This is a genomic window from Massilia sp. YIM B02763 (assembly GCF_030412015.1).
In the GTDB taxonomy this organism is placed as follows: Bacteria; Pseudomonadota; Gammaproteobacteria; order Burkholderiales; family Burkholderiaceae_D; genus Telluria.
On sequence record NZ_JASNRD010000013.1, the window covers coordinates 141,299 to 165,048 of the forward strand.

23 protein-coding genes are annotated in these 23,750 nt (G+C 69.0%); 11 read left to right on the forward strand and 12 right to left on the reverse strand.

Annotated elements, in window-relative coordinates; genetic code table 11:
- Window positions 1-30: 30 nt before the first annotated feature.
- Window positions 31-924, reverse strand: coding sequence for an SDR family oxidoreductase (locus QPK32_RS17160; protein ID WP_290414007.1), 894 nt, complete (start codon window positions 922-924; stop codon window positions 31-33).
- A gap of 93 nt (window positions 925-1,017) precedes the next feature.
- On the opposite strand from QPK32_RS17160, the gene QPK32_RS17165 reads away from it, so the two are divergent.
- Window positions 1,018-1,866 carry a helix-turn-helix transcriptional regulator gene (locus tag QPK32_RS17165; protein ID WP_290414008.1) on the forward strand — a complete coding sequence of 283 codons (849 nt, stop codon included), beginning with the start codon at window positions 1,018-1,020 and terminating at the stop codon, window positions 1,864-1,866.
- Here the strand turns inward: QPK32_RS17165 and QPK32_RS17170 are convergent.
- Both QPK32_RS17170 and QPK32_RS17175 read right to left on the reverse strand, forming a co-directional pair.
- Window positions 1,853-2,824 (reverse strand): alpha/beta hydrolase, encoded by a 972-nt coding sequence (locus tag QPK32_RS17170; protein ID WP_290414009.1) that lies wholly within the window; start codon window positions 2,822-2,824, stop codon window positions 1,853-1,855. The two genes, QPK32_RS17165 and QPK32_RS17170, sit on opposite strands and share 14 nt — an antisense overlap.
- Before the next feature lie 110 nt (window positions 2,825-2,934).
- A complete protein-coding gene (locus QPK32_RS17175) occupies window positions 2,935-3,114 on the reverse strand; it encodes a hypothetical protein (protein ID WP_290414010.1) in 180 nt (59 codons plus the stop codon).
- A gap of 109 nt (window positions 3,115-3,223) precedes the next feature.
- On the opposite strand from QPK32_RS17175, the gene QPK32_RS17180 reads away from it, so the two are divergent.
- The 4 genes from QPK32_RS17180 to QPK32_RS17195 all read left to right on the forward strand — a co-directional run bounded on the left by QPK32_RS17180 (window position 3,224) and on the right by QPK32_RS17195 (window position 5,760).
- Window positions 3,224-3,751, forward strand: coding sequence for a hypothetical protein (locus QPK32_RS17180; protein WP_290414011.1), 528 nt, complete (start codon window positions 3,224-3,226; stop codon window positions 3,749-3,751).
- Window positions 3,748-4,260: a hypothetical protein gene (locus QPK32_RS17185; protein ID WP_290414012.1), complete on the forward strand. Its 513-nt coding sequence runs from the start codon at window positions 3,748-3,750 to the stop codon at window positions 4,258-4,260. Before QPK32_RS17180 ends, QPK32_RS17185 begins: the two co-directional genes overlap by 4 nt.
- A 64-nt stretch (window positions 4,261-4,324) precedes the next feature.
- A complete protein-coding gene (locus QPK32_RS17190) occupies window positions 4,325-5,485 on the forward strand; it encodes a low specificity L-threonine aldolase (protein ID WP_290414013.1) in 1,161 nt (386 codons plus the stop codon).
- Window positions 5,482-5,760 (forward strand): hypothetical protein, encoded by a 279-nt coding sequence (locus QPK32_RS17195; protein ID WP_290414014.1) that lies wholly within the window; start codon window positions 5,482-5,484, stop codon window positions 5,758-5,760. Before QPK32_RS17190 ends, QPK32_RS17195 begins: the two co-directional genes overlap by 4 nt.
- Window positions 5,761-5,820: 60 nt before the next feature.
- Here QPK32_RS17195 and QPK32_RS17200 read toward each other — a convergent pair whose 3' ends face one another.
- The 3 genes from QPK32_RS17200 to QPK32_RS17210 are packed head-to-tail and all read right to left on the reverse strand — an operon-like array spanning window position 5,821 to window position 10,790.
- The gene (locus QPK32_RS17200; RefSeq protein WP_290414015.1) at window positions 5,821-8,649 is read right to left on the reverse strand and encodes an ATP-binding protein; all 2,829 of its coding nucleotides are present in this window, start codon (window positions 8,647-8,649) and stop codon (window positions 5,821-5,823) included.
- 7 nt (window positions 8,650-8,656) lie between these two features.
- Window positions 8,657-9,406 (reverse strand): hypothetical protein, encoded by a 750-nt coding sequence (locus tag QPK32_RS17205; protein ID WP_290414016.1) that lies wholly within the window; start codon window positions 9,404-9,406, stop codon window positions 8,657-8,659.
- Window positions 9,399-10,790, reverse strand: coding sequence for a hypothetical protein (locus tag QPK32_RS17210; RefSeq protein ID WP_290414017.1), 1,392 nt, complete (start codon window positions 10,788-10,790; stop codon window positions 9,399-9,401). The genes QPK32_RS17205 and QPK32_RS17210 overlap by 8 nt, the downstream gene beginning before the upstream one ends.
- Window positions 10,791-11,057: 267 nt before the next feature.
- Between QPK32_RS17210 and QPK32_RS17215 the strand changes: the two genes are divergently transcribed.
- Window positions 11,058-11,486, forward strand: coding sequence for a hypothetical protein (locus QPK32_RS17215; RefSeq protein WP_290414018.1), 429 nt, complete (start codon window positions 11,058-11,060; stop codon window positions 11,484-11,486).
- A 22-nt stretch (window positions 11,487-11,508) separates the two neighbouring features.
- On the opposite strand, the gene QPK32_RS17220 is transcribed toward QPK32_RS17215, so the two are convergent.
- Together QPK32_RS17220 and QPK32_RS17225 are read right to left on the reverse strand one after the other, a co-directional pair.
- A complete protein-coding gene (locus tag QPK32_RS17220; RefSeq protein WP_290414019.1) occupies window positions 11,509-12,270 on the reverse strand; it encodes a DUF3108 domain-containing protein in 762 nt (253 codons plus the stop codon).
- 16 nt (window positions 12,271-12,286) lie between these two features.
- Window positions 12,287-13,480: a DUF3108 domain-containing protein gene (locus QPK32_RS17225; RefSeq protein WP_290414020.1), complete on the reverse strand. Its 1,194-nt coding sequence runs from the start codon at window positions 13,478-13,480 to the stop codon at window positions 12,287-12,289.
- A 170-nt stretch (window positions 13,481-13,650) separates the two neighbouring features.
- On the opposite strand from QPK32_RS17225, the gene QPK32_RS17230 reads away from it, so the two are divergent.
- Window positions 13,651-14,364 (forward strand): PhaM family polyhydroxyalkanoate granule multifunctional regulatory protein, encoded by a 714-nt coding sequence (locus QPK32_RS17230; protein WP_290414021.1) that lies wholly within the window; start codon window positions 13,651-13,653, stop codon window positions 14,362-14,364.
- Window positions 14,365-14,588: 224 nt separating this feature from the next.
- Here QPK32_RS17230 and QPK32_RS17235 read toward each other — a convergent pair whose 3' ends face one another.
- From QPK32_RS17235 to QPK32_RS17250, 4 genes are all read right to left on the reverse strand, one after another.
- A complete protein-coding gene (locus QPK32_RS17235) occupies window positions 14,589-16,292 on the reverse strand; it encodes a tetratricopeptide repeat-containing response regulator (RefSeq protein WP_290414022.1) in 1,704 nt (567 codons plus the stop codon).
- On the reverse strand, window positions 16,289-16,999 hold the full coding sequence (locus QPK32_RS17240; protein ID WP_290414023.1) for a sensor histidine kinase KdpD: 711 nt from the start codon (window positions 16,997-16,999) through the stop codon (window positions 16,289-16,291). The genes QPK32_RS17235 and QPK32_RS17240 overlap by 4 nt, the downstream gene beginning before the upstream one ends.
- Before the next feature lie 76 nt (window positions 17,000-17,075).
- Window positions 17,076-18,773, reverse strand: coding sequence for an FAD-dependent 5-carboxymethylaminomethyl-2-thiouridine(34) oxidoreductase MnmC (gene mnmC / locus QPK32_RS17245; RefSeq protein ID WP_290414024.1), 1,698 nt, complete (start codon window positions 18,771-18,773; stop codon window positions 17,076-17,078).
- Window positions 18,752-19,318 (reverse strand): DNA-3-methyladenine glycosylase I, encoded by a 567-nt coding sequence (locus QPK32_RS17250; protein ID WP_290414025.1) that lies wholly within the window; start codon window positions 19,316-19,318, stop codon window positions 18,752-18,754. Before QPK32_RS17250 ends, mnmC begins: the two co-directional genes overlap by 22 nt.
- A gap of 157 nt (window positions 19,319-19,475) precedes the next feature.
- On the opposite strand from QPK32_RS17250, the gene QPK32_RS17255 reads away from it, so the two are divergent.
- The 4 genes from QPK32_RS17255 (at window position 19,476) to ampC (ending at window position 23,523) form a co-directional block, all read left to right on the forward strand.
- Window positions 19,476-20,324 carry an N-acyl homoserine lactonase family protein gene (locus QPK32_RS17255; RefSeq protein WP_290414026.1) on the forward strand — a complete coding sequence of 283 codons (849 nt, stop codon included), beginning with the start codon at window positions 19,476-19,478 and terminating at the stop codon, window positions 20,322-20,324.
- Between the two features lie 89 nt (window positions 20,325-20,413).
- Window positions 20,414-21,514, forward strand: a complete 1,101-nt coding sequence (locus tag QPK32_RS17260; RefSeq protein WP_290414027.1) for a sensor histidine kinase — start codon at window positions 20,414-20,416, stop codon at window positions 21,512-21,514.
- A gap of 4 nt (window positions 21,515-21,518) precedes the next feature.
- A complete protein-coding gene (locus QPK32_RS17265; RefSeq protein WP_290414028.1) occupies window positions 21,519-22,271 on the forward strand; it encodes a LytTR family DNA-binding domain-containing protein in 753 nt (250 codons plus the stop codon).
- 100 nt (window positions 22,272-22,371) lie between these two features.
- Window positions 22,372-23,523 carry a class C beta-lactamase gene (gene ampC / locus QPK32_RS17270; RefSeq protein WP_374046761.1) on the forward strand — a complete coding sequence of 384 codons (1,152 nt, stop codon included), beginning with the start codon at window positions 22,372-22,374 and terminating at the stop codon, window positions 23,521-23,523.
- The last annotated feature ends 227 nt before the right edge of the window (window positions 23,524-23,750 follow it).

The following is a 23,750-nucleotide window of genomic DNA, read 5'->3' on the forward strand; positions in this document are numbered from 1 at the left end:
TTGGCCCCCCGCCTGCGCGGGGGCGACGGGTCAGCGCGGAAAATAGCGCTCGCTGTCCACATCCTCCAGCAGCGTCGCCCCTTCCGGCGCCCACCCCAGCACCTCCCTCGTCCAGCCGCTCGCTGCCGGCGCATCGATCGCGGCGAAACGCGCGAACCAGCCGAAGTGCTGCTCCGCTTCTTCGCTACTCACACTCGCCGACGGCACGCCCAGCCGGCGCGCGATGGCCTCGGCGATCGCGCGGAACGGCACGCCCTCTTCCGCCACCGCGTGATAACGCGCGCCCCTTGCAGCGCGCTCGATCGCCAGGCGGTACACGCGCGCCGCATCGACGCGGTGCACGGCGGGCCAGCGGTTGCCTCCCTCGCCGACGTACGCCGCGAGACCCTTGGCACGCGCGGTCCCGACCAGGATCGGCACGAAGCCGTGGTCCCCCTCGCCGTGCACGGACGGCGGCAGGCGCACGACGGAAGCGTGCACGCCGCGCGCGGCCAGCGCTTCCGCTGCGTGTTCCGAGGCGCGCGGGAAGGCCTCGATGACGGGATGCGGCGCATCCCCCTCGGTCGCCAGGCGGCCCGGCGCGACGAGGGCCGTTCCCGACGTCACCAGCAGCGGCTTCGCCGTGCCTTCCAGGGCGGCGCCCAGCGCCTCGATGGCGCGCTTGTCCAGCGCGCAGCTTTCTGCAAAGCGGGAAAAGTCGTGGTTGAAGCCCGTGTGGATGACGCCGTCCGACGCGCGCGCCCCCTGCCCCAGGCCGTCCACGTCCTCGAGCGCGCCGCGCAGCACCTGGGCGCCCATCCTTTCCAGCCGTGCCACGCCCTCGTCAGAGCGCGCCAGTCCCAGCACCTCGTGGCCATTCCTCATCAACTCCTCGACGACGGCCGCGCCGACGAAGCCGGTGGCGCCGGTAACGAAAATTCGCATGGTGTTCTCCTTTGTTTGTGGATGTCCATTACTATCTGCGCTGGGCCCATGGGGGTAAAGTAGTGACTTTATACTGGTATAAGGACTGACAGGATGGACTTGCCGATCGCACGCGCGAGGGAGAACGATCACCCGCTGGGCGACTACCTGAAGGACCGCCGTGCCCGCATCGACCCGGTGGCGCTGGGCTATCCGGCCGCGCGCCGGCGCACGCCGGGACTGCGGCGCGAGGAAGTGGCGCAGCGCGCCCACATCAGCGCCACCTGGTACACCTGGCTGGAACAGGGCCGCGGCGGCGCGCCGTCCGCCGAGGTGCTGGAGCGGATCGCCCGCGCCCTCATGCTGACCGGGGCCGAGCGCGACCACCTGTTCCTGCTGGCGCTGGGCCGTCCGCCGGAACCGCGCTACCAGCCCGAGGCCGGCATGTCGCCGCGCGTGCAGCGCGTGCTCGACGCCCTCCCGACGAGTCCCGCCTTCGTCAAGACGCTGACCTGGGACGTGGTCGCCTGGAACCGCGCCGCCGACGCCGTGTTCGGCTACAGCGGCGTCCCCGCCGGCGAGCGCAACATCCTGCGCCGCATCTTCGGCGCGCGCGGCCGCCTGAGCAACGGGATCGACTGGGAAAAGGTGGCGCGCTTCGTCGTGGCCGCCTTCCGCGCCGACGCCGCGCGCACCAGCGCCAGCGCCGAAGCGCGGGCCGACGTCGACGCGCTGGTACGCGAGCTGTCCGAGCGCAGCCCGGAATTCGCCGCCTTCTGGCGCGACAACGACGTGCGCAGCTTCGGCGAGGGCACGAAGCACCTGCACCATCCGGTGGCAGGCGTCATCGCGATGGAGTATTCGTCGTTCACGGTCGACGGCCGGACCGACCTGGGCATGGTGGTCTACAACCCGGCGACGCAGGACGACGTCGACAAGGTGCGCCGGCTCATGGCTTGCTGACGGCCGGCACGCCGCGCAGGAAGGCCACGATGGCCGGCGCGAGCTTCGGGTGCAGCGGCAGCGACGGGTCGCCGTAGGAGGCCATCTGGCGCTGCGGATCGTCCGGCACCTCCTTGAGGACGTGGTTCATGCCCGGGATGATGGCCAGCGCGGCGTCCGGCTTGGCCTTCGCCAGCGCCTGCGCCTCGTCGACACCGACCTGGATGTCCGTCGTGCCCTGCACGACCAGCACCGGCACGCGCAAGGCGACGATCCGTTCGGCCGGCACGTACTTCATCCACGAGATCAGGTAAGGCTGCACGCTGGGCCGGTACAGGGCCGCCAGCGCGGGCGGCACGTCGGCGTCCGTCGCGCCCCGCTCTAGCGCGGCCAGGATGCGGTTGCTGGCCGCGAGCAGGTCGGGCGGCAGCTTGTCCGCCAACTGGGTCCGCAGCGCGGCGCCCGCGTTGCGGGCCAGGCCGGCGATCGACACGTAGGCATTGGCGCCCGCGCGCTGCGCGGCCAGCATGCCGACCAGCGAACCTTCGCTGTGGCCCAGCACGATCACGGGGCCGAAGCGCGGATCTCCCTTCAGCCTGGCGACCCAGGCCGCGGCATCGTCGACATAGGTGTCGAAGCGCAGCGCCGACTCGGCGGGACCGGCGGCCCTGCTGGCCGCGATGCCGCGCTTGTCGTAGCGCACCGAGGCGAAGCCGGCATCCGCGAGGGCCGCGGCCAGCAGCTTGATGCTGTCGTTGCGCGTTTGCGGCACGGGGCCGTTGCCGTCGCGGTCCGTCGGTCCGGAGCCGGACACCAGCAAGACCACCGGCACCTTGGCGCCGGCAGGCAGGTTCAGGGTACCCGCCAGCGTGCCCGTGGGCGTGGCGAGATCGATGGCCTGTTCGGCCGCCTTGGCGGCCTGCGCCGCCAGTACCAGCATGCACAAGGGCAGCAGCAGCCGCGCCACGGACTTCCTCATCGTTCCTCCTCGCATTTCGCGTCGTCATTCGGCCCATCGTCGGTCGATGGCGGTCCCATCGTAGTTTCTCGGGATGCAAGGGTCAATGCGCGGAGGGTATGGCCGACGGATCAGTGCAGGCGACGGCGAGCGGCGATGCTCGGATTCGGATCCGTCACCGGCGGCTCGTCGTTCATGGGCGTGCGGATCGGCGGCTGGTGCGGATCGGCCGGTTCGAACGGGTCTTCGGACGGTTCCTCGACGGGGACCGGGTCGGGGGCGCGGTGCGCTTCGATGGCGGTGGCAAACATGGCGGACTCCTCAAGATGATGCCAAAACACTACCATGGCCGCCGTTTGGCCGCCGTCCCGCTGGCATCCGGCTGGATTACAATGACGGATTCGACAGAAAGGGTCCGCCATGATGACAACGCCGATGGTTGCCGCCGTCCTCGTCCCGCTCGTGCTGTGGCGGATGTACAGCCGCATCCGGCGCCTGACGAGCCGCCAGCGCTCGAAGACCTGGCGCCACCGCACCACCCTCGTGTTCTTCCCGCTGCTGGTACTGGTGCTGGGCGCCGTCAGCCTCAAGGGCGGCCTGCTGGGCATCGCGGCCCTGGCGGCCGGCCTGCCCGTGGGCGCCGTGCTGGGCCGCATCGCCATCAAGCGCACGCGCTTCGAGCAGGTCGGCGACGACTACTATTTCACGCCGCATGCGCCGATCGGCCTGGCGGTGGCCGCCCTGTTCACGGGCCGCATGGCCTGGCGCGCCTGGGGGTTCTACCAGGAGGGCGCGTTCCAGCACCCGGAAGCGTTCCAGCACCATGAATTCGTCAGCAACCCGCTGACCCTCGTCATCTTCGGCGTCCTCGCCGGTTACTACATGAGCTACGCGTTCGGCCTGCTGTCCTGGCGCCAGCGCAGCGCATCGCTTACTATCCCTGCATGAGCATCACGACCCTCGCCCTCATCATCCTCATCCCCGTCCTGGTCTGGCGCATCTATTCGCGCCTGAAGAGCCAGATGACGCGCCAGCGTTCGATCATGTCGCGCCACTACACCGGCCTGCTGGTGTTCGGCGCCCTCGTGCTGGTGCCGGCCGCCAGCCTGCTCGACCGTCCCTACGGCCTGATCGCCCTGGCCGTCGGCGCCGTCATGGGCGTGCTGCTGGGCCGCTACGGCCTGCGCCGCACCCGCTTCGAAGACACCGACGAAGGCTATTACTTCACGCCCGACCGGCGCCTGGGCGTCCTGGTCGGCATGGTGCTGGTGGCGCGCATCATCTACCTCGGCATCGAGATCTACATGAACCAGGGCAGCAACCTGCCCAACCCGCGCCTCACCGACAGCCCCGTCACGATGTACTGCCTGGGCCTCACCGGCGCCTATTTCGCCGCCTACTCCTTCGGCCTGATGCGCTGGCGCCGGCAGAAGCGCCAGGAAATCGGCACCATGTGATCGATCGGGCGGCGCCGGGTCCGGCTGGCCTATACTCCCCGGTACCCACGCCACCGGAGACGCCATGACCCTGAACCGCCGCCGCTTCCTCGGCGCCGTACCGACGCTTTCCCTGGGCCTGGCCGCGGGCCACGCCCACGCCCAATACGGCGCCCCGGCTTCTTCCGCACCAGCCCCCGTCACCGACTACGACACGCTGGTCGTGCTGGCCGGCGACGCACTGCCGCGCAATCCGGCCGCCGAACCGGCGCGCCTGCAGGCGCTGATCGACAAGCATGCGAAACCGGTCGACAGCTACCTGGCCGGCGGCGCCGTCGCCGAACTCGAAGCGAAGTTCTCGGCCTTGCTCGGCAAGGAAGACACGGTCTTCATGCCGACCGGGACGCTGGCCAACCACATCGCCCTGCGCCTCCTGTGCGGCGAGGCGAAGCACGTGCTGGTGCAGCAGGAAAGCCACGTCTACCGCGACGAATCGAATGCCGTCACGACGCTGAGCGGCATCAACCTGGTGCCCCTCGCCCCCGGCCGCGCGGCGCCCACGCTGGAAGAAATCGGCGCCGCCATCGAGCGCGCGGAAGTCGGCCCCTACCCGATCAAGGTGGGCGCCATCGCGCTGGAAAGCCCCGTGCGGCGCGCCCAGGGCGCCACGCTGCGTCCCGAACTGGTCGCCGCCATCGCGCGCCAGGCAAAGGAAAAACGCATCGGCCTGCACCTGGACGGCGCGCGCCTGCTGCTCATGTGCGGCATGGCCGGCTTCGACGTGAAGCCGTACTGCGCCTATTTCGACACGGTCTACGTCTCGCTGTACAAATACCTGGGCGCGCCGTTCGGCGGCGTGCTGGCCGGCCCCAAGCCCCTGATGGCGCGGGCGCGCGAACTGCGCCACCTCTTCGGCGGCACGCTGTACCACGCCTGGCAGGCGGCCCTGCCCGCCCTCGACGCGCTGGACGGCGCCGAGCAGCGCTACGCCGGCGTGCGCGCGGCCGGCGAGCGCCTGCTGGCGGCGCTGGAACGCACGCCCGGCTTCACCGTGCGGCGCGTCGCGGACGGCAGCAACCTCGCCGTGCTGGAGATTGCTCCGCAGCGCCAGGCCGGCCTGGAGGAGCGCCTGCGCGCGGCCAACGTGCGGATCGGGAAGGTCGACGGCGGCAAGGTGACGCTTGGCTTCAACGAATCGATCCTGCGCCGCGACACGGCCTACCTCGTCAAGGCGCTGGCGGGATGAGCGCCGCCGACGGCGCGCAGCGCTACCCGCGCGGCCGCTTCATCCTGTTCCACCTGGGCGCGGTGGTCCTGACGGCCATCGCCGGCGTGTTCACGGGCATCGCGCCGCTGACGCTGATCGTGGCGCTTGCGCCGCTGCTGGGCATGCGCAAGGCGGGCGGCCAGGACAGGCGCACGCTGGCGCTCAGCACGGCGCTGGCGGTGCTGCTGGTCGCATGCGGCTATGCGCTGTTCCTGCTGGCGTTCGTGACGGGGCTGGGCAAGGACAGGGTCTGAAAGTAGAACGGCCGGCATCCCGAGGAGTGCCGGCCGTCATGCCGGGAAAGCGGGGCAGCCTTACGCCGCCTTCGCCTCCTCGCCTTCCTTGCGCCGCTGCAGGACGAAGATCGGCTGCGCCCACTGCGTGTCCTTCTTCTTCTTGCTCGTGATGAGCGTCAGGTCCGAAGGATCGTAGACGTCCGTGTTGTGCGTCAGCGGCGTCGTCATCAGGTACTGGGCGTCCGTGTTCTTCAGGAACTCGCCGACCAGCTGGATGTTGCGGATGTCCAGGTGGGCGAACGGTTCGTCGATGAACACGAAGCCGCCCGAACCTTCTTCCGACTTCAGCAGGCCGATCAGCAGGACCAGCGACTTCATGACCTGCTGGCCGCCCGAGGCTTCGCCGTCGTTCATGCCGATCTGGCCCTTGCCGTCGAACTTGAAGCGCACGTGCAGGCCGGCCTGGGCCAGCTGCACGTCGTCGTTTTCCAGGCGTACCGGGTCGGCCGTGACTTCGATGTTCGCGAGCTCGCCCAGTTCCTTGATGTTCTTCGAGTAGGTCTTGATCGTGTAGCGCAGGCGCTCGATGTAGGCGCCGCGCGCATTGGCCGTCGCTTCGATGGCGCGGTTGTTCTGGTAGCGGCGTTCTTCCGTCTCGTTCTGGCGGCCGGACAGCTGCTCGTTCAGGCGCGCGTACTGGTCGATCACGGTGGGGTCCTGTTCCCAGTCGTTGCGGCCCAGCGAGTGGTCGAGGGTGTTCATGCGCAGCTTGACCTGGTGCGCGTTCTGGTGCGTGGCCACCAGCGCGGCGCGCTGCTGCGGGTTGCGCCAGGCCTGGGGCACGTGGCGCCAGTTGCGGCGCAGCGCCAGCAGGTCGCGCGCGTGTTCGCTGCGCTGCTCGAGCTGGCGGCGGTTGTTCAGGCGCATGCCCGCTTCCGCTTCCGACAGCGCCATGCGCGCGTTCTGCCATACCGTGTCGGCGCGGGTGCGCGTGACGGTGGCGTTCTTGATCAGGACCTGCAGCTCGCCCAGGCGCGCGCCCACTTCCAGGCGCTCGGCCTTGAGCGGTTCCAGCGCGCGCGTGGCTTCCTCGAATTCGGCCTGGCGCGCGGCCAGTTCCTTGGCCGCGTCCACGCCGGCGATGCGCACGCGCAGCGCCGACACTTCCGAGGCCAGCTTGCTGATCGCCAGCGTCAGCGTGTCTTCCTGCGCTTCCAGCGCGGGCAGCGATTTCTGGATCGCTTCCAGGCGCTGGGTCTTGCCGGCCGCACCGAAGCGGTAGCGCGAGGGCTCGACGAACAGCGAGCGGCCGCCGCGCCGTTCGCGGTGGTAGGCGTCCGGCGTGATCCATTCGTCGGCATCGCTCTTGAAGCCGGCGTCGACGGATTCCACGCGCTCGATGCGTTCCAATTGGTCGATCAGCCAGCCGGGGGCCGCGCTGCTGAAACGCACGACGGACAGCAGCGTGTCGTCCTTGACGACGGGCGCGTCGACGCAATCGGGCACGATGAAGTGGCGGTAGCGTTCCTTTTCCGCCAGTTTATAGGCGGCCGGCGCGTCCTTGGCGCGTTCCAGCAGCACGACGGACGCATAGCCGCCCAGCACGCCCTCGACGGCGCCCTGCCACTTCGGATCCGTCACCTCGACGATGTCCGATAGCATGGCGTGCGGGATGCCGGCGTCGCGCAGCGCGCGGCGCATCTGGCGCTGGGCTTCCGGCTCGGGCATCGTGGTCTTGCCCTGCAGGGCGGAGACGGTCGCCAGCTCGCCGGCGATCTTCGTGGCCAGCGCATCGCGCTCGGCCTTCTTCTTCGCGAGTTCCGCTTCCTTGGCTTCGAGCTGGGCCGCCACCTCGGCGATGTCGGCGCCGGCGTCCGCGGCCAGCTTGTTCAGGCGCTCCTTCTGCTCCAGCAGGCTTTCCAGCGGTTTCAGTTTGCCGTTCAACTGGGTCAGCCGGCCCGCAAGTTCGGTGGCTTCCTGTTCCAGCTTGACTTCCTGCTGCTGGGCCTCGGTCAGCGCGCGCTGCTGGGCCGCGAGCGCGTTGCGCTTCTCGGTCAGGATGCTGTCGGCCTGGGCCAGGGGCTTCCTCGCCTCGCGCAACTGGCGGCTGATGTTGGCCGCCTTCTCGCGCGCCTCGTGGTATTCGAGGCTGGGCAGCACTTCCTCGACGAGGTTGCGCCGTTCCTTGTTCAGGTCCTCGAACTGGTGGAAGTTGGCCACGCGCAGGCGCAGGCCTTCCAGGTTGATGCGCGAGGTTTCCAGCTCGGCCTCGAAGCGCTTCAGTTCCGCCTCGGTGTCGCGCTGGTGGCGCTTGGCTTCGTCGTAGGCGTCCAGCACTTCCTTGTCGCCGAACACCTGGAACACCAGGTCGAGCAGCTGGCGCGGCGCGTATTCGCACAGTTTATCGGTCTCGCCCTGCTCCAGCGCCAGCACCTTGGACATGGCCGGCGACAGGCCGGCCGACGCCAATCGCTTCCTGTAGTTTTCCACGCCCAGCCAGTCGGTGGCGTCGGTGACTTCCTCGATCTGGATATTCCCGGGCCGCATCAGGTACTGGCGCTTCCAGTCTCCGCCGTTCTTCTGCACTTGGCAGAACAGCGTGACCTCGTCGTCGCTGAAGAAGCCGGAGTGGCGGAACGGGCGGTTCGACAGCTGCAGGCCGACCGGCTTGTTGTCGACGACGGCGCGGATCCAGGCACTCTGCTGGCCCGAATGGCGCGCATAGTGCTTGTACGTGCGGCCCATCGAACAATCGAGGCCGAACAGGGTGCGCAGCGCGTCCAGCAGCGTGGTCTTGCCGGAGCCGTTCTGGCCGGCGATGGTGATGATCTTGGCGTCGAGCGGGATGTTCTTGATGCGCTGCCAGTAGTCCCAGTGGACCAGCTCGAGTGATTTGATGTGGAACATGCGTCTCTTAACCTTCGGTCGTATCGGGGGCTACGGCAGCGCCAGTTGCGGGAACATCGGCAACCGGCTCGGCCACGGCGGCGGCAGCATCGTTGGCCGCCTCGCTGGCGGGGCGGCGCGGCGCGGCGGCCAGCGGCGCGCGCTTGAACACGTCGGCCAGCGCGCCGTTGATGATGCGTTCCTTCAGCACGTCGGTGTCCATCAGGAGGTCCAGCAGCGGGCCTTCCAGGATCACGTCGCCGCGGCGCTCGATGAAGCCCAGCTTGGACAGCAGGCCCAGGTTCATGTCCATGCGGGTCTTCTTGCCCAGCTTGTCGCCGAAGTCGGCCAGCAGCGCGGAATACGAGATGCCGATCGAGGTGTCCTCGGCGCGCGGGATCGGGTTGTCCTTGTCGAACATGTCGGACTGGTCGACGTCGATCGCCTGGTGGGTTTCCTGGCGCTCGCGCTTGGGCAGGATGATCTGCGCCCACAGCACGACCAGCAGCGCCACGCCGTCGCGCGTGAGGCCGAAGTTATTGTTCTGCCAGATGTCCTTGGCGCCGAAGATCTTCGGCTCGACGTTGCGGTGCAGCGCCAGCGTCACGTGGTCGGCGTACACGTTGTCGAGCAGTTTGAGGCCCGTCTCGAGCAGGCGCTTGTCGACGTCGGCCCGGAAGGTGTCGTCGGACAGCGCGCGCTTGACCATCTTGTCGTCGCGGCGCAGGGTCTGGTGCGTGAGCAGCCGCGCGATCAGGATTTGTGCGTCGTCATTCATCTTGCGTCTTGCTTTCCAGGTCTAGGGTGAGGTCGTCCAGGTTCAGCGACAGGGTCGCGCGCGACATGGCGGCGACGTGCGGGTCGTCCAGCTGCACCATCTCGTCCTCGGACGTGAATTTCACGGGCAGGCGCGCCAGTTCGGCCGTCGCGCCCTGCAGGTTGGCCTCGGCCGCGTCGCCCAGCAGGGGCAGCAGCGAGGCGCGGTAGGAGGCCACCGCGAAGCTGGCCGGCAGCAGCGACTCCTGGATCGGCACGCTCTTGGGCGAATCCTCGGACATGACGGGGAAGTTGCCCAGGTTGGCGAAGTCGGACAGGCGCTTGATCCAGTCGTCCAGTTCCGCCTGCATCGCCGGGTTGTCGTTGATGGTCATGGGCGCGTCCTCGCCGTTCGGCAGGCCGCCCGGCGCCATCACCGGCGCGCGCTCCGTCATCAGTTCGGTCTCGGCCACGTCGATCATTTCGGCCGGCGTGGTAAATAGCGGTACCACCGGGCGGTCGATCGCGTTCTCGGCCAGGCTCGCGAGGTCCTCGTGCGCCAGCAGCCAGCGCTTGATGTCCGTCGTCGACAGGCCGGACTGGCCCAGGTGCACGCGCTGGCGCTCGATCTGGTTCAGCGCGCGCGAGAACATGCCCTGCATGTTCAGCAATTGCGACTGGGCGCGGCCGATCGCCTGGGCGGCGCGGTGCGTGGCGAAATCCGCGCGCTCGTCCGAGGTGATGGCGCGCAGGATGTCGGATCCCTTCTCGACCCAGTCGCAGGCCGTGTGCCACTTCGCCTGCGAGGCGCGCAGGCGGAATTCGGAGCCGGACGCGATGGCGTCGCGGAATTCCTCGTGCAGCTCGACCAGGCGCCCCAGCAGGTGCTTCAACTGTTCGACGGTGACGCCGCCCACGGCCTGGGCGCCGGCCACCTGCGACAGCAGGAAGCCCATCTCGGCCTCGTCCTCGTCCGGCTGGCCCAGGGCCAGCAGCGTGTCGAGGGCGGCCAGCACGTTGCGCGCCAGCGGCGTGATGCGATACACGCCGGCCTGGTTGTCCCAGGCCAGCAGGCCGTGGCTGCGCAGGCGGCCCAGCACCGTTTCCAGGCTTTCCGGAATCAGGTAGGCGAACTTCTGGTTGATGTCGGCGCGCGAGAACGCCGACGTGCCGCTGTCGGCCGCGAGGTCGCGCAGCACCAGCAGGCGCACGATGACGCCGTCCTGGGCGCCGTGGAACAGCGCCGTGAACGCCTGCAGCATGGGCGCGGCGCGCTTGAGGTGGTAGACCTGCTCGATCTCGTCCGGCGCCACTCCCTCGTGGAAGTGGGCCTGCAGCGGGTCGAGCTCTTCTAACGCCGGGGAATGGGGTTCGGCGGCGGGTGCGCCGGCCAGGTTGTCGATCATCGTAGGGCTTACCAATCTGCTGTCGCGCGCGGCGGCCATGCGGCAGGCGCGGGGGCGTCAGTATAACAGTTAAGGGTTGGCAACTTGAAAGGAATGGCCGGGGCGATGTCACATCTGGCGAATTAGCAACGGAAACCGGAAATGCTTGACTTGCCAGGATGGCAACGGCGATGCATGTCGCAGTGGGGCAGGCGCGCGCCTTCAGCGAGCTCGTCCGTGGATAATCGACGTTGTCTTATTTACATTCCCACATCGAGGAGGAACGCCATGCAACGCACATACGCCGCGGCCGTCGTCTTGGCCGCCTGCCTTGCCGTCTCCGCCGTCCAGGCCGCCGGACCGCAGCAACAGAACGGCATCAGCTACATCAACGGCGGCGTCGGCCAGGACGAGCAGAACGCCATGCGCGCCCTGCGCGCCGACTACAACCTGCTGCTGACCTTCGCCACCCGGCAAAGCGGCGCCTTCCGCTCCGACGTCCAGCTCGACATCATGGACGCCAAGGGCGCCACGCTGCTGAGCGTGCCGAACACGGGCCCCATGTTCTACGCCAAGCTGCCGGCCGGCACCTACCGCATCAGCGCCGCGGCGGAAGGCAAGACCTTCAAGCGCACGGTCAAGGTGGGCAATGCGCCGCGCGAGATGACCTTGCACTGGGAGAACGATTCGCCGGACGATCCGGGGCCGCAGGACTGAAGCGCTGCGGCACCGTCGTCCTTTATTTCTTCGTGATCTTCTGCAGCACCTGCTCGACGACCTCGCCGCGGTCGCCCTCGGTGAAGCGCAGCTTGACCGGATACCACTCGTTGCCGGGGGCCAGCCACATGTCCAGCGTCTGCTCGCGAGAGCCCGGCGGCGTGCCGCGCGAAACGTGCACGGCCTCGACTTCGCCCATGCCGGTCTGGATCTTCTCGTTGCCCACCACGCGGAAGGTCCAGGGGTCCGCATCGCGCGGGCCCACCACGAAGAATTTCCACTCGGACCCCGGCTTGAACTTGTCCTTGGCGGCGCGCGCGACGGCGACCAGTTGCCAGGAGATCGACACGCGATCCTGCTCGCCGCCCTTGATCGGGTAGGTCTTGTCGCCGTCGCTGAAGCTGATGGTCCTGGCGTCGCGGTCGAAGGTGGCCGTGACGGGCTCCTTGCGGATGCGCTTGTCGTAGAACTCGGCGGGTGCCAGGCCGTAGCTGTCGACCGTGCCGTTGCTGCGGTTTTCCGTCAGCTTGCCCATGATGGCCACGCGCGACTCGGCGCTCGCCGCATACTTGCCGGTGTCGGCGCGCCAGGTGATGACAGCGTCGCCCTTCAGGGCCAGGCCGCGCTGGGTGGCGCTGATGGCGTAGGCCAGGTCGGCCGAGGGCGGCAGGTCGAACGGGCGCTTGACGGCCGGGTGCTCCCCGGCGTCCTGGGCCCGGACGGCGGGCGCCGCGGCAAGGGTCAGCGCCAGGGCGGCGGCGGTGGCTTTGATCAAGGTGTTCATATCAGTTTTCCGCATGTCATTTTTCCATATTCTTGTTGTCGATCTTGATGCTGCTGGCGGTCTGCGTCGTCACCGCCCCGTTCGCTTCGGTGTTGCGGATCTGGACCGGATACCAGCCGTAGCCCGGCGCCAGCCACAATTCCAGGCGCGAGTGGTAGGACCCCGGCTTGGGCGGGCGCACGAGGCGCCAGGTGGCGATGCGGCCCAGCTTCGTGTCGATCTCTTCCTGCCCGGCCACCGTGAAGCTGTACACGGTGGCGCCGCGGTCTTCGCCGACCAGCAGGTCGATCGTGCCGGACAGTTGCTTGGGGTCGCCGCGGGCGATCGCCGCCAGTTGCAGCGGCACGCTGGCCTTGTCCTGGGCATACGGCACCAGCGGCACCTTCGCTTCGGATGCCGAGAACGTCAGCGTGCCTTCCTTGCGGTTGAAATGCGTGGCCGTCATCGCGCGGCCGCGCCGTTTCTCCGTCATCAAGGTGGGGACGAATCCCTCGTCTCCAACCGCGCCTTCGCTCGTCAGCGTCAACAGGTTCACGTGGGCGAACATGATCTTGATGCCGGCCTCGACGCGGATGGTGTAGCCCGTCGGCGCGATGCGCCACGATAGCAGCTGGTCGCCGTTCCACTTGGTGCCGTTGGCGTCGGTACGCGCGACGTCGAGCACGATGTCGGCCGACGGCGGCAGGTCGATGCGGTAGCGGCGCGCGGCCGGCGCGGCGGCTTCCGGCGCGGGCGGGGCGGCCTGCGCCGCTGCCGGGGCTGCCGGCGAGGACGCGGCGGCGGCTTGCTGCGATTGTACGCCCGTTGCGGAAGCGGGAGCGCCCGCCTGTCCTGCCGCGTCGCCGGCCGCGGCCGGCGCACCGTCCGCCGACTCCGGCGCAGGGGCGCCCTCGGCGACGGCAACATCGGCACCGGCCCCCGTCTCGGGCGGAGGCGGCAGCGGCTCGGGATCGATCTCGGGCAAGGGCGGCGGCGGTTCCGTGGCCGGCTGCGGCGGAGCCGGCGGCGGCAGCGGCGCGGGGGCCGGTTCCGGGACCGGCACCAGTTCCGCCGTGACCGGCGCGGCCGGACGGGCCGCATCGCCGCGGTGGCCGGGCGCGCGTCCAAGCTGGCCGCTCAACCACTCGAACACGAGCACGTGCAACAAGACCGTCAACGCGCCCAGTACGAATTGCCGGCGGCGACGGTTCGGTACGGTAGTGGTGCTCATCCCGCTAGTGTAGCCTGTCCACCCGTCCCGCGTCTGCGCGAACGGCTTTGACGGCCATTACTTATCTGTTAGGCTACCCGCAAACAGAGGCTGTCGCAAAAGGCGCATGGCGGCGTTGCGGCGCCTCGCCGTGCACCTTTTGCGACAGCCTCAAATACGAGGAGACGATCATGCTGAAACCACCTGCCTCCGGCATTCCCGGGATGACGGACACGCTGGATTTCGTCAAGAACCTGTGGGGATCGATGCATCTTCCCGGCGCCGGCCTGCCCGGCATGTCCGGCATGGCGGGGCCGCCGCTGTCCATGGAAGACCTCGACAAGCGCATCGCCGACATGAAGGCCGTCGAATCCTGGCTGAACCTGAACCTGACCATGCTGCGCGGGACGATCCAGGCGCTCGAGGTGCAGCGCGGCACGCTGGCGACGCTGCGCTCGATGAGCAGCTCGATGGCCGAAGCCATGCGCCAGTCCGGCGTCAGCGCCGAGAAGATGGCCGCGATGCCGTTCGCGCCCTTCTTCGCCGCGCCGCCGGCGGCTGGCGATGCGCCCAAGCCGGCCGCCGAGGCCGCGCCGCCGGCCGCATCGCCGGCCGAGGCCGCAGGCGGCGACAGCGCCCAGCCCGGCGCATCCGCGCCGGCGGGCCAGGGGCCGGACGGTGCAGGCGCCGCCGCCATGGGCATGCCGGCCGCGATGGCGTGGTGGAATATGTTGCAGGACCAGTTCGCCCAGGCCGTCAACGTGGCGATGGCGCCTGCGGCGGACAGCGGTGCAGCCGCCAAGCCCGAACCGGGCCAGGACACGGCTCGGGCGCCCGAGCCCGAAGGAAAACCCGCCAGTGTCAACGGCAAGAGCCGCACCAGACCAAAAGCCGACAAGCCGTAGGGTGGACGGCTTCGCCGTCCACGCGGTGATACGCGTCGTCTTCCGATCGATCATGCGATCGAAGGCAATACCCGTCTTCTTCCGATCGATCACCCGATCGAAGGCGATACCCGTCGTCTCCCGATCGATCACGCGATCGAAGGCGATACCCGTCCTCTTCCGATCGATCACGCGATCGAAGACGCATGCGTTCCTTGAACGCGTGGGCGGCGAAGCCGCCCACCCTACTTTTCCTCGGGCTCCGGCTCGCGTTCCGGTTCGGGCTCCGGCTCCGGCTGCGGCTGCAGCAAGGCCAGCTGCTCCATCAACTGCGCGAAACGCTGCTGCCCCGGCAGCAGGCGGTCGACGTGGTGCAACACCTCGTACGCTTCGGCCGACAGCGCCGCGTCGTAGCCCTGCTGCTGCATGTGCGACACCATGATCTGGGCCGCATTGAACAGGATGCGCTGGTTGTTCGGCACCTTGCGGCGGGCGTCGCGCATCCACTGGACGGCGGCGTCCAGCTTGCCCGTCTTCCACAGCAGCACGCCCTGGTTCATGAGGTCGCTCGCTTCCTTCTTCGAGGCCTGGATCAGGGCCATGCCCTCCTCGCCCATCTCCGCATTGTCGAAGATCTTCTGCACGTCTTCCAGCAGCAGCGGATTGTCGTGGTTGTTGCGGATCACGTAGCACAGCAGCTCGGCCGGCGCTTCCTTCATGCCGACCGCGAACATCAGGGTCGCCTGCTCCAGGCAGGTGGCCACGTCCGGGCGTTCCGGCGCCGCCTCCAGCAGCGCTTCCAGCTCCTCGCCGACCTTGCGCGCGCGGCGCTCGTCGCCGCTCTCGTGGTAGACGAGGCCTTCGGTGACCTTGGAGCGCACGATGACGTCCGGATGGTCGGCCACGAATTCGCGCTGGGCCTGGGTCAGGAGGCGCAGGGCTTCCTTCGTATCGCGCTTCTGGCCGTGCACGCGCGCCAGGCCCAGGTAGGCGTCCGGCGTCTTCATGACGGAATACTCGCCGATCGCCAGGCACTTGCGGTACGCTTTTTCCGCCAGCGGCATGTTGCCGATCTTGAGGGCGATATTGCCCAAGGAGCGCTGGCGCGTCACGGAGTTCGGCGACAGCTTCGCGGCCCGCTCCAGGATCGCGCACGCCTCTTCCTGCTTGCCCATGTTCTGGTAGGCCAGCGCGAGCTGGTCGTAGGCTTCGATGAAGTGGCGGTTTTCCGCGATCACGCCCTGGAACATCTGGCGCGCCTGCTCGAATTCGCCGTTCGCCATGCGGATCTTGGCCAGGCCCACGCGCGCCCACTGGTATTCGCGCTGGGCCAGCACGCGCTCGTACACGTCGCGCGCCTTGACCGGCTCGCCGCTCTTTTCCATCAGCCGCGCCTTCATGCGCAGCAAATCGATCTCGTGCGCCTTGTGCGCCTCGATCTGGACGTCGCACAGCCTGGCCGCGCGCAGGTAATCCTTGTCGGCATAGGCCTGGTCGATCGAGCGGAACACCTGCTTGCGGTGCCACACGCGGTTCAGGCGCGTGAGCAGCACGCCTTCCGTGATCGGCTTGATCAGGTAGGCATCCGGCTGGTGCTCGGCCGCGCCCATGACGGATTCCACGCTCTTCTCGGCAGACACCATCAGCCACACGGTGCTGGGATTGACGAGGTTGCGCACGCGCGCCTCTTCCAGCACCTGCTGGCCGTTCTTGCCGTCGCCCAGGTTGTAGTCGCACAGCACGACGTCGTAGCGGATGCGCGCGAGCAGGCCCATCGCCTCGCCGCCGGACGAGGCCTGGTCGATGTTCTTCGCGCCGAGGCTGCGCAGGCTCTCGCGCAGCAGCTGGCGGATGCCGACGAAGTCGTCGACGACGAGGTAGTTCTTGTCGGCCCAGTCGACGTCCTCGATCTTGCCGGCGCCGGCGGCGGGATGGGCGGCGGCGTTCATGGCAGGCTCAGGATGAAGCAGCCGCCGCCGTAGGCGCCGCCGTTCTCCAGGCGCAGCGTGCCGTGGCGGCCGCGGTGGCGGTGCATCTTCGCGACTTCGCTCGAGAAATACAGGCCTAGGCCCGTGCTGTTGGTCAGGAAATTGACGCCGCCGATGTCGCGCGCGGCGCTGGCGCCGGCCTCGAGCAGCGCGGGCGGATAGCCGGGACCGTTGTCCTCGACGCGCAGCTCGAGCGAGCCGTCCAGTTCCCGGATCGCCAGGCGCACCGTATCGCAGGTGTAGTGGATGGCGTTGTTGATCGCATGCGACAGCACGCCCACGACCAGGTCTTCGTCCACGTGCCAGATCTGTGCGCGGTCGACGTCGACGTCCAGGCGGATGCCGCGCGAGCCGAGCAGCACGCGCGCGATCGCCACCACCTGGTCGACCAGGTGGCCCATCTCGAGCGGCTGCAGGTCGAACGGATAATCCGGCTTGCCGACCTTTTTATACAGGGCCAGCAGCTGCATCAGGTTGTCGTTCAGGCGCTTGGTCTGGTACAGCATGTGCGCCAGCTGCGGATAGGCGCCGTCCTGGGCCGGAGAAGACTCGGCCAGCAGCCGTTCCAGCGTGCCGGACAGGACGCTGATCGAATTCTTCATGTCGTGCGCTGTGGAAGCGAGAAACAGGAACAGCTCGTGCTCCGGGGCGTTGGGCGATTCGTCCATAGCGTCCATGACCGTCAGTGTGAAATGTTGCCGATCGCCAATTATACCTTTGAAACTTCCAGTTTCTCTGGAAAGATCAAAGTTCGGCACTCGCCACGCCCCGCGGACCGCGCGGACTGCGGCGCGCACGCAACACGAACCGGGCCGGGTCTAGCGCATCGACGAGGTTCGCTTCCAGCGGCAGCGGTTCGCCCTCGATCTGGGCCGCCAGCAGCTCGGCGCCCAGGCCCGCCCAGATCAGGCCGCGCGAGGCATAGCCCAGCAGCGCGTACAGGCCGGGGTGGCGCGGAACGTCGCGCAGGCGCTCGGTGGTGCCGGCCGCGTCGAAGTCCGGCAGCCGACCCACCAGCGGCAGGCGGTCCGGCGCGATGCAGCGAAAGCCCACGCGTCCCTGCAGCGGCGCGCCCGCCGCCGCCCGGGGGTCCGACAGCAGGCCGCGCAGCCGCTCCAGGTTTTCCGCATGCGAGGCCGGCGACAGGGCCGGATCGGGATCGGCGTCGTAGGTCGCGCCGGCACTGCACACGCCACCGGACGGCGGCGTCAGGTAGGCTTCGCGGCACAGCACGACGGGCAGCGCCGGCAGCATTTCCGCGGGCACGTGGCTGACCTGGCCGCGCATGGCGGTCAGCGGCAGCGCGGCCGCCTGCGGAATGCGGATGGCGCCGGCGCCGTTGGCCAGGACCAGGTTCGGGGCATGGGCGACGAGGTTGCCGGCCGCGCCGCGCACCTGCCACTGGCCGTCCGCGCGTTCGATGGCCACGTCGCCCACGCCGAAGCGCTGCTCCAGCCGGGCCCCGCAGGCGGCCACCAGGGCGTCGCACACGCTGCCGGGGCGCGCCCAGCCGCCCTGGCGGAACAGCCAGCCGCCGTCCGGCGCGGGCAGGCCGAGCAGCGCCTCGGCCCGGGGCGCTTCCAGCCATTCGGCGAAGTCCGCCGGCACGGCGCCGCTGGCGGCGATCTCGCGCGACACGGCGGCGTGATCCGCATCGCGCGCCAGCTGCAGCACGCCGCAGGCGGCGCCGTCGATGGCGCGGCCGATGCCGCCGAGGCGTTCCCAGTGGCGCAGCGCGAACAGGAAGGCGGCGCGCGTCAGGCGCGTCGGGACGTTGTCGTCCTTCGACAGCAGCGGCATGAAGATGCCGGCGCGGTTGCCGGACGCCTCCATCGCGGGACGCGCGTGGCGCTCGACCAGCGTCACCTGCCAGCCGCGCGCGCACAGGCGCTCGGCCGCGGCGCAGCCGGCGATGCCGGCGCCCAGCACGACGGCGCGCCGCTCCGGCGCGGGGGGCAAGGGCGGACGGGGCTTGCGGCTGGCGAAGCGCGCGCGCTGGGTGCCGGGTTCGAACACGAAGCCCTGCGCCTGCAGCGCGGCCACTTGTTCGCCGGTCAGTCCATGGCCCAGCAGGCGCGCATTGGCGGCGGCCACGCGTGCCAGCGGCCGCGCAAAGCCGGTGCCGGCATGCTCCAGGCCCACCAGGCGGAACAAGTCGACGCGCCCCACCAGCTGCGCCAGCGCCGTCTCGACCGGGGCGTTGACCAGGTCGACCGTCAGCCCCGGCTCGGCCTGCGGAAAGCGGTGGAAGCCCGGCTGCAGGTGGTCGCACACGGCGATCAGGTGCAGGTGCGGCGGGCGCTGCGGGTCCGTGCGCCAGACGTCCGCGAGCACGCGCACGTCGGCTCCGCCGCCGTGGCGGGAATCGAAGACGGTGTAGCGCGACGAGGCGTGCCAGTGCTCGCGGTAGTCCATCGCCGTCATCCCCGGCGCTTGCGGCACAGGCAGTTCCGGTCATGGTCGTCCACCATGCCGATGCCCTGCATGTAGGCATACACGATGGTCGAACCGACGAACTTGAAGCCGCGCCTGGCCAGGTCTTTGGAGAGGCGGTCGGACAGTTCGGTCCTGGCCGGGCGGGCGCCGTCCGGCCAGTCGTTGACGATGGGCCGGTGGTCGACGAAGGACCACAGGTAGTCGTCCAGCGTGCCGCCCTCCTCGCGCAGGCGCAGGTAGGCCTTGGCGTTGTTGATGGCGGCGGCCACTTTCAGGCGGTTGCGCACGATGCCGGGGTCGGCCAGCAGCGATGCCACCTTGGCATCGTCGTACGCGGCGATTTTTTCCGCATCCCAGCCGTCGAAGGCGGCGCGGTAGTTGTCGCGCTTGTTCAAGATGGTTTCCCACGACAGGCCCGCCTGCGCTCCTTCGAGGTTCAGCATTTCGAACAGCGTCGTCTCGTCATGGCAGGGCACGCCCCATTCGTGGTCGTGGTAGGCGATGTAGCGCGGATTGGCCATATTGGCCCAGGTGCAGCGGATCTCGTTCATGGAACAAGTATACCCCTCGGCGGTGGCGCGGCAATGGCCCTGCGGCCCGATTGGAGGGAAATGCGTGCGATGTCCCTTAACGAGGGTTATTCGTCTCAATGGCCATCTGTTTAATGCTGACAATGGTCTCCCCGAAAATCAACCAATGAGGTAATCCATGAAGAAAATCCTGTCCGCCCTGGCGCTGTCGCTGACGGCCTTTTCCAGCGTTGCGCCCGCCTCCGCCGCCGACAATGCCGACATGCGCCTGTACCGCTTCGACTGCGGCACCATGACGCTGGGCGACCTGAGCATGATGTCCGACGCGGGCGAGTACAAGGGCCGCTCCTACGACATCGTCATCTCGTGCTACCTGATCAAGCACGGCGACGACTGGCTGCTGTGGGATACCGGCTATCCGCGCAGCTTCCAGGGCGGCGTCACCCAGGGCACGCTGAAGATGAACCTGGAAAAACCGCTCGTCGACGAGCTGGCCACGGTGGGCGTGAAGCCGGCCGACATCCGCTACGTCGTGCTGTCGCACGCCCACTTCGACCACGCCGGCCAGTCGAACGACTTCCCGCAGGCCACGCTGGTCATGCAGCGCGCCGAGTACAAGGTCCTGGCGAACAAGAAAGACGCCGAAGCCCACTTCATCCAGCCCGAACTGCTGGCCGCCCACACCGAAGGCAAGCAGGACAAGCTGCGCCTGCTGGACGGCGATACCGACCTGTTCGGCGACGGCTCGGTCAAGCTCTACGCCCTGCCCGGCCATACGCCCGGCCACCAGGCGATGGAACTGACGCTGCCGCACGCGGGCAAGGTGGTGCTGTCGGGCGACCAGTGGCACTTCACGGAAAACCACGAGCGCAACCAGGTGCCGACCTTCAACTACGACCACGACCAGACCGTCGCTTCCTCCAAGCGCCTGAACGACATCGTCGCCCGCGACCATGCGCGCCTGATCCTCGGCCACGAGCCGAAGGACAATGCCGCGCTGCCGCGCCCGCCGAAGTACCTCGACTGAAGCACGTCGGCCGGGCGGTCCCGCCACCGGGTGACGAAACCCCGGTTCGGCGGGACGAAACGGGGCGGGGGCGCTGCTATACTTTTTGGATGACGCCAGCGCCCTTCTCCCTTCCCGTTCTTCCGCCACGGTCCGCCGCGAAGACCATCGCCGTCACCGTGCTGGTGTGGACGGCGATCAGCGCCCTGGGCGCGCTGCAGACCTACAGCGACAACCTGCGCGGCGGCGTGGACAGCCACTACCCGTCGCTGCTGGTCACCTGGTTCGTCGAGTACGCGCTGCCGCTGATCGTGCTGAGCGCCGGCCTGTCGCTGGCGCTGGCGCGCTGGCCCGCGCTGATCGAGCGGCCGCGCAACGTCATCCTGCTGTTCGTCGCCCTCGTGTGCGTGTTCCAGCCGGCGCAATGGGTCTACATGGCCTGGCTGCGCGGCTACCTGGCGGCCATCGACAGCCCCTGGCAGCTGCTGCGCCGGATGCTGCTGGTCGGCTGGTTTTCCACCACGGGCACCTTCGCCGCCATCCTGGCGCTGCACTATTTCCGCCGCGCGCGCGAACGCGAGCTGGCGCTGCTGGGCCTGCGCCTGGCGCTGGAAGAACAGCGCATGCTGGCGCTGCGCGCCCAGCTCGAACCGCACTTCCTGTTCAACGCGCTGAACGCGATCAGCGCCCTGGTGCGCGACGACGACAAGGCCCTCGCCCTGGGCGGCATCGGCCGCCTGAGCGACCTGCTGCGCTACGCGCTGTCGGCCAGCGCGCACGGCAACGCCCATGCCGGCGCCACCGTCGCCACCGAGCTGCAGTTCGTGCGCGACTACCTCGACCTGCAGCGCCTGCGCTACGGCGAACGCCTGCAGGTCCACATCGACGGCGAGACGGCCCTGCTGCACGAGGTGGCGTGCCCGCCGCTGCTGCTGCAGCCTTTGATCGAGAACGCGCTGCGCCACGACCTCGACTGCCATGCGGGCCCGAGCGACATCCGCCTGGAATTCGCCGAGCACGGCGACGCGCTGCGCATCCGCGTGACGAACCCCGTGAGCACGCAGACGCCGCCGAATCCGGGCACGGGCCTGGGCCTGGCCAATACGCGCGAGCGCCTGCGCCTCGTGCATCCTTCGGCGTCGCTGGATGCCGGCGTGCAGGGCGCACGCTACATCGCCGAGGTCCGCCTGCCGATCGTGGAGCCGGAGTGAGGCCATGGCCATCCGCTACCTGATCGTCGACGACGAAATTCCCGGCCGCGCCAACCTGCGCCTAGCGATGGCCGTCCATGCCGGCTGGGAGCTCGCGGCCGAATGCGACGGCGCCCCGGCCGCGCGCGCCGCGCTGGCCCCCGGGAACATCGACGTCGTCTTCCTCGACATCCGCATGCCGGGAGAGTCCGGGCTCGTGCTGGCGCGCGAGATCAGCCGCATGCGGGAGCCGCCGCTGGTCGTGTTCGTGACCGCGTACGGCGAGCACGCGCTCGATGCCTTCGACGTGCACGCGCTCGACTATCTGCTGAAACCCGTCGGCGACGCGCGCCTGGCCCAGGCCGTGGAACGCACCGCCGCCCTGCTGCGCCAGCGCCAGCGCGAGGCCTACGGCGCGGCGCTGCGCGACTACGTAGACGGCACGGCCGACCAGCCGCTCGACCACCTCAACGTGCGCTCCGTCGGCCGCATCGAACGCATCGACATCGCCGACATCCTGTGGATCGAATCGGCCGGCAACTACGTCGAATTGCACCTGGCGGCGCGCACGGTGCTGCACCGGATCACGCTGAACAAGCTGGAAGCACTGCTGCCGCCCGGCGCCTTCATCCGCGTGCACCGCGGCGCCATCGTGCGGCGCGGCCAGATGGCGCGCCTGGATGCGACGGGCGACGGTACCTGGCGCCTGCTGCTGCGCTGCGGCGGGACAGTGGCGGTCAGCGAACGCTACCTGGGCGTCGTCAAGGTCGGCATGTGACGAAAGGCCGGTGCGCCGGGACGGCCGCCCTGTGCCGCCGGGGGCGGCGTCGCTACACTGGTCGCCATCATCGAACGACACTGGAGAGACCCACGTGAACATCCGCCGTACCGCCTTCGCCGTCCTTGCCGCCCTTGCCCTGAACACCGCTCCCGCCGCCGTGGCCGCGGACGCCGCCGCCGTCCGCGCCGCCGTCGACCGCGTCATCCGCCCCCTCATGAAGGAATACGACGTGCCGGGCCTGGCGGTCGGCGTCACCGTCGACGGCCAGGCGCTGTTCTTCAACTACGGTGTCGCGGCCCGGGACGGCGGCAAGCCCGTGAGCGAAACGACGCTGTTCGAGCTGGGCTCCGTCAGCAAGACCTTCACGGCGACGCTGGCCTGCCACGCGCAGAACCTGGGCCGCATCGACTTCGCCGACCACCCCGGCACCTATGTACCGCAACTGAAGGGCAGCCCGATCGACCGCGCCACGCTGCTCGACCTGGGCACCTACACGCCGGGCGGCCTGCCGCTGCAATTCCCGGACGACGTCGATACCGACGAGCAGGCGACCGCCTACTACCGCCAATGGCAGCCGGACGCGCCGCCCGGCACGCTGCGCCGCTATTCGAACCCCAGCATCGCCCTGCTGGGCCGCGCCGCGGCGGTCGGCCTGGGCGTGCCCTACGGCGAAGCCGTCGAGCGCCGTCTGCTGCCGGCCCTGGGCCTGCGCCATACCTATGTGACGGTGCCCGACAGCGCGATGGGCGACTATGCCTGGGGCTACAACCAGGCAAACAAGCCGGTGCGCGTGAACCGCGGCCCGTTCGACCTGGAAGCCTATGGCGTCAAGTCGAGCAGCGCCGACATGGTGCGCTACATGCAGGCGCAGATCGATCCGTCGCAACTGCCGGCCGCGATGCGCGCCGCGCTGGACTGCACGCACGTCGGCTATTTCCAGGTCGGCGAGATGACGCAGGGCCTGGGCTGGGAACAATACCGCGGCACGCCGACGCTGCCGCGCCTGCTGGCCGGCAACTCGACCGATGTCAGCTGGAAGCCGAATCCGGCGCGGAAGATCGCACCGACGGCCGCGCCGCCGGGCACGCTGCTCAACAAGACCGGCGCGACGGGCGGCTTCGGCAGCTATGTCGTCTACGTGCCGGAAAAGAAGATCGGCGTCGTGCTGCTGGCCAACCGGAATTACCCGACGCCGGCCAAGGTGACGGCCGGGTGGAAGATCCTGGAAGCGCTGCAAGGGCAACGCTGATCGTCGGCCTGGTCCGACACGACGGCGCGGTCTCGATTACCCAAGATGGGTCTTGCGGGCGCCGCCGCCGTCCCTACCTGTAAAGCGTACCTCCGGTGAGTAGGTTTCATTGGTGGCTCCCTGTCTCCTCCAGGCTCTCCGCCTGGATTCACCGCCCGCGGCAGCGATGCACGGGCGGATTTTTTTGGTTCTTCGCGGGGAATGGGGGAAGACGGAGTTGACGAACT

What these genes read in the sequence shown, in the direction of transcription:
- QPK32_RS17160 (WP_290414007.1), bottom strand. Translation starts at nt 924, where the DNA reads ATGCGAATTTTCGTTACCGGCGCCACCGGCTTCGTCGGCGCGGCCGTC.
- QPK32_RS17165 (WP_290414008.1), top strand. Translation starts at nt 1,018, where the DNA reads ATGGACTTGCCGATCGCACGCGCGAGGGAGAACGATCACCCGCTGGGC.
- QPK32_RS17170 (WP_290414009.1), bottom strand. Translation starts at nt 2,824, where the DNA reads ATGAGGAAGTCCGTGGCGCGGCTGCTGCTGCCCTTGTGCATGCTGGTA.
- QPK32_RS17175 (WP_290414010.1), bottom strand. Translation starts at nt 3,114, where the DNA reads ATGTTTGCCACCGCCATCGAAGCGCACCGCGCCCCCGACCCGGTCCCC.
- QPK32_RS17180 (WP_290414011.1), top strand. Translation starts at nt 3,224, where the DNA reads ATGATGACAACGCCGATGGTTGCCGCCGTCCTCGTCCCGCTCGTGCTG.
- QPK32_RS17185 (WP_290414012.1), top strand. Translation starts at nt 3,748, where the DNA reads ATGAGCATCACGACCCTCGCCCTCATCATCCTCATCCCCGTCCTGGTC.
- QPK32_RS17190 (WP_290414013.1), top strand. Translation starts at nt 4,325, where the DNA reads ATGACCCTGAACCGCCGCCGCTTCCTCGGCGCCGTACCGACGCTTTCC.
- QPK32_RS17195 (WP_290414014.1), top strand. Translation starts at nt 5,482, where the DNA reads ATGAGCGCCGCCGACGGCGCGCAGCGCTACCCGCGCGGCCGCTTCATC.
- QPK32_RS17200 (WP_290414015.1), bottom strand. Translation starts at nt 8,649, where the DNA reads ATGTTCCACATCAAATCACTCGAGCTGGTCCACTGGGACTACTGGCAG.
- QPK32_RS17205 (WP_290414016.1), bottom strand. Translation starts at nt 9,406, where the DNA reads ATGAATGACGACGCACAAATCCTGATCGCGCGGCTGCTCACGCACCAG.
- QPK32_RS17210 (WP_290414017.1), bottom strand. Translation starts at nt 10,790, where the DNA reads ATGATCGACAACCTGGCCGGCGCACCCGCCGCCGAACCCCATTCCCCG.
- QPK32_RS17215 (WP_290414018.1), top strand. Translation starts at nt 11,058, where the DNA reads ATGCAACGCACATACGCCGCGGCCGTCGTCTTGGCCGCCTGCCTTGCC.
- QPK32_RS17220 (WP_290414019.1), bottom strand. Translation starts at nt 12,270, where the DNA reads ATGAACACCTTGATCAAAGCCACCGCCGCCGCCCTGGCGCTGACCCTT.
- QPK32_RS17225 (WP_290414020.1), bottom strand. Translation starts at nt 13,480, where the DNA reads ATGAGCACCACTACCGTACCGAACCGTCGCCGCCGGCAATTCGTACTG.
- QPK32_RS17230 (WP_290414021.1), top strand. Translation starts at nt 13,651, where the DNA reads ATGCTGAAACCACCTGCCTCCGGCATTCCCGGGATGACGGACACGCTG.
- QPK32_RS17235 (WP_290414022.1), bottom strand. Translation starts at nt 16,292, where the DNA reads ATGAACGCCGCCGCCCATCCCGCCGCCGGCGCCGGCAAGATCGAGGAC.
- QPK32_RS17240 (WP_290414023.1), bottom strand. Translation starts at nt 16,999, where the DNA reads ATGGACGAATCGCCCAACGCCCCGGAGCACGAGCTGTTCCTGTTTCTC.
- QPK32_RS17250 (WP_290414025.1), bottom strand. Translation starts at nt 19,318, where the DNA reads ATGAACGAGATCCGCTGCACCTGGGCCAATATGGCCAATCCGCGCTAC.
- QPK32_RS17255 (WP_290414026.1), top strand. Translation starts at nt 19,476, where the DNA reads ATGAAGAAAATCCTGTCCGCCCTGGCGCTGTCGCTGACGGCCTTTTCC.
- QPK32_RS17260 (WP_290414027.1), top strand. Translation starts at nt 20,414, where the DNA reads ATGACGCCAGCGCCCTTCTCCCTTCCCGTTCTTCCGCCACGGTCCGCC.
- QPK32_RS17265 (WP_290414028.1), top strand. Translation starts at nt 21,519, where the DNA reads ATGGCCATCCGCTACCTGATCGTCGACGACGAAATTCCCGGCCGCGCC.